This window comes from Flavobacterium sp. XS2P24, assembly GCF_030010285.1.
GTDB classification, from domain to species: Bacteria; Bacteroidota; Bacteroidia; order Flavobacteriales; family Flavobacteriaceae; genus Flavobacterium; species Flavobacterium algoritolerans.
Genome location: NZ_JASCRU010000061.1, coordinates 1 through 2,894, shown reverse-complemented (window position 1 = coordinate 2,894; position 2,894 = coordinate 1). Strand labels below are relative to the sequence as shown.

The 2,894-nt window shown below is 36.8% G+C and carries 2 protein-coding genes; both read right to left on the bottom strand.

What is annotated here, in order from left to right; all coding sequences use genetic code 11:
* Window positions 1-261: 261 nt before the first annotated feature.
* A complete protein-coding gene (locus QLS31_RS16120) occupies window positions 262-2,220 on the bottom strand; it encodes an OmpA family protein (RefSeq protein WP_282744687.1) in 1,959 nt (652 codons plus the stop codon).
* A gap of 14 nt (window positions 2,221-2,234) precedes the next feature.
* Window positions 2,235-2,894, bottom strand: a 660-nt coding sequence (locus QLS31_RS16115) for a type IX secretion system membrane protein PorP/SprF (RefSeq protein ID WP_282744686.1), incomplete at its 5' end; no start/stop codon positions are given.

Below are 2,894 nucleotides of genomic sequence, written 5' to 3'. Positions count from 1 at the left end.
TACTACTATTACAGAACAAATGGTACAAAAGCCAAAATCGAGGATACTAGAGTATCAGGAAGTGTAGCCATCAGAATAGACAGAAGATAGTTAGTTAGTTAGTTATATAAATGGTTTGTTTGAAATTCCTGCTGGTAGTTGTATCAGCGGGAATTTTTTTTTAATGCGCAATCTTACTTGACTTTATTTAATAAAAATGCCCACAAAAAGCAGAACCTTTTTGTGGGCATTTTTTAGGTATTTTAAGGTTTAAAAAATGATTTATTGCATCGAAACAATTAAAAACTCACTTCTTCTATTGGCTTGATGTTGCTCCTCTGTACAGTTTGATTTGTTCGTTGGTTCGCATCCGCAATCGTTTACAAGTTGTGACTCTCCGTATCCTTTAGCTGTTAATCGATTTGCAGCTATTCCGCTTTTCATCAGCCAAGCTTTTGTTGCTTTGGCTCTTCTATCTGATAAAGCTTGGTTGTATGCAATGGTTTGTCTGCAATCTGTATGTGATCTAATATCTATCGTCATCCTTGGGTATTGCTGCATGACTGCCAATACTTTTTCGAGCTCAAATGCTGCGTCTTTTCGTATGAATGACTTGTCTAAATCAAAATAAAGAATTGGAATATTCAGGGTATTGGCTAAGTCTGTACCCACATCAACTGCTCTTTTTCGTGGCTCTAATGCTAATGGTCCTTGTGTTTCTCCTGATACTTTTGCTATTACAATCTTGTTCTCTTTAGTTTCATATTCTGGCTTTTCTCCGCGTAAATAATACACTTTCCCACATTCAACCTCAAATGTATATGCTCCAGATAATAGAGTTGTGATCTCCTTCATAAGATTGAAATTGGCATCAAACAAACTTACCTTGGCATTTGCCATGACTAATCCTGTGTCTTGATCTTTGATTACGCCTTGAAGTACTTGAACGCATACTGGAACGGGTAATTTATTGAATCTATAAATATCATCTGACCCTAATCCTCCCTCACGGTTAGAGGTTACAAATCCTTTTTTGTTCTCTGCATCAATCACAAATGAAAAGTCATCTTGGGTACTGTTTATCGGGGCGCCAATGTTCTCTATGGCTTCACTTCCTGTGTTTGCTAATAAATCTGTTACAAATACGTCTAATCCACCTAGCCCTGGGTGTCCATCGCTAGCAAAGTACAACTTGTTGTCCTGTGCTATGTAAGGAAATGTTTCTCTCGACTCTGTGTTTATTGGGAGTCCTAAATTCTTTGGAGTACCGTAAGTGCCATTTGGATTGATACTCACACTAAAAAGATCTGACATACCTTTTGTACCTGGCATATCTGATGCAAAATACAATGTCTTTTCATCTACACTCAAAGCTGGATGTGCTACACTATATTCGTTGCTGTTAAAAGGAAGTTCTTGTACATTAACCCATTTTCCGTTTTCGTTTGTGGCCTTGTAGAGTTTTAGCAAAATAATTCGTCTACTATCGTTTTGCCTTTTCCCGTTTAGATAATTATTGCGTGTAAAATACATGGTTTGGCCGTCTTTTGTAAAAACGGGGGTTGACTCATGAAACCTACTGTTAATGTTTTTATTGAAAACTTCTGGCTTGCCTAAACTACCTTGTGTACTTATCTCAGAGCTGTACAAGTTGGTGAAGGATTCATTGTTCCATTTAAACACTTTCTTAGCTACTCCACCCGTATCTCTTGCAGAGGCAAAAAGTATAGTATTATTGTAATAAGCACTTCCATAATCTGAGTAGGCAGAGTTTATTCCTGCATCGAATATTTCATAAAGCCCCGAATTTTCCTTAATCTCTTTCAGGTAATCTCGTTGACTTTCAAAGAGCTTCCCCCGCTGATCTCCAGCCGATTTTGCTATAAATTGCTCTAGCATTTTATCGGCCTTAGAATAATTCCCAACTGCTTTCAACGACTGGGAATACCTATAGTAGTACTCCGGCTCTTGTACTGCATTCATGTCAAAAAGCGCAGTGTACCATTTCTCAGCCTTCATTAAATCGGCTATGAAAAAATAGGAATCTCCTAATTTTCGAAACATTTTCTCGTCTTTGTATCCTTTCTCTGCTACTTTCTCGTAGATAGCTATAGCATCAACATAAGAATAGTTATCGAATTTTTTATCAGCGATTGTCACACCTTTTTTTTGAGTATATCCCACTAATGTTGATACTAAAAAAACTGCACAGCATCCGAAATGTTTGGCGCTTAATTTCATAACGTTATATTAAATTAAAAGAATCTAGGTGATGTAATTCTGTTGTATTTGTTGAATATTTCATAGCGAAGAAATATTTCATGAGATCCAGAATTATAATTTGCAAGACGTGTGGTTTCCATATCGTATCCGTATCCAATAAACCATGAATCGGATACTTGAAATCCTGCCATTGCACTCAAAGCTGCACTCCATCTGTAAGCTGCCCCTATTGTAAACTTGTCATTGATCAAAAAATTGGCCGATAAATCTACCTGTAAAGGTGCTCCTTGAACTAGTTTTGTCATCATTGCTGGCTTGAACTTTAGATTATAGTCTAAATCGAATACGTGACCCGCCGTTAAGTAATAGTTTACACGCTCTCGTGCAATGTAAGAACCAGACCCTACTCCTGCATACCCATCAAAATGCTGTGTCTCAAGTAAGTTAGGCACAGATAGTCCTATATAGGTTTTATCTGAATACCAGTAAAGTCCTATACCTATATTGGGTGAAAACTTATTGTCTATGTTGTTTTCAAAACTATAATCATTTGGATCATACTGATTCAATTTATCAAAATTGACATTCAAAAGGTTTGCTGATGCTTTCAATCCAAAGGAGAGTTTGAAATCTTCTGATGTATTGATATAGTAGGAAAAATCAACCGATAAATTGTTCTCATCCGATGGACC

Excerpts from the sequence above, each read along its gene's own strand:
- QLS31_RS16120 (WP_282744687.1), bottom strand. The coding sequence starts at position 2,220 with ATGAAATTAAGCGCCAAACATTTCGGATGCTGTGCAGTTTTTTTAGTA.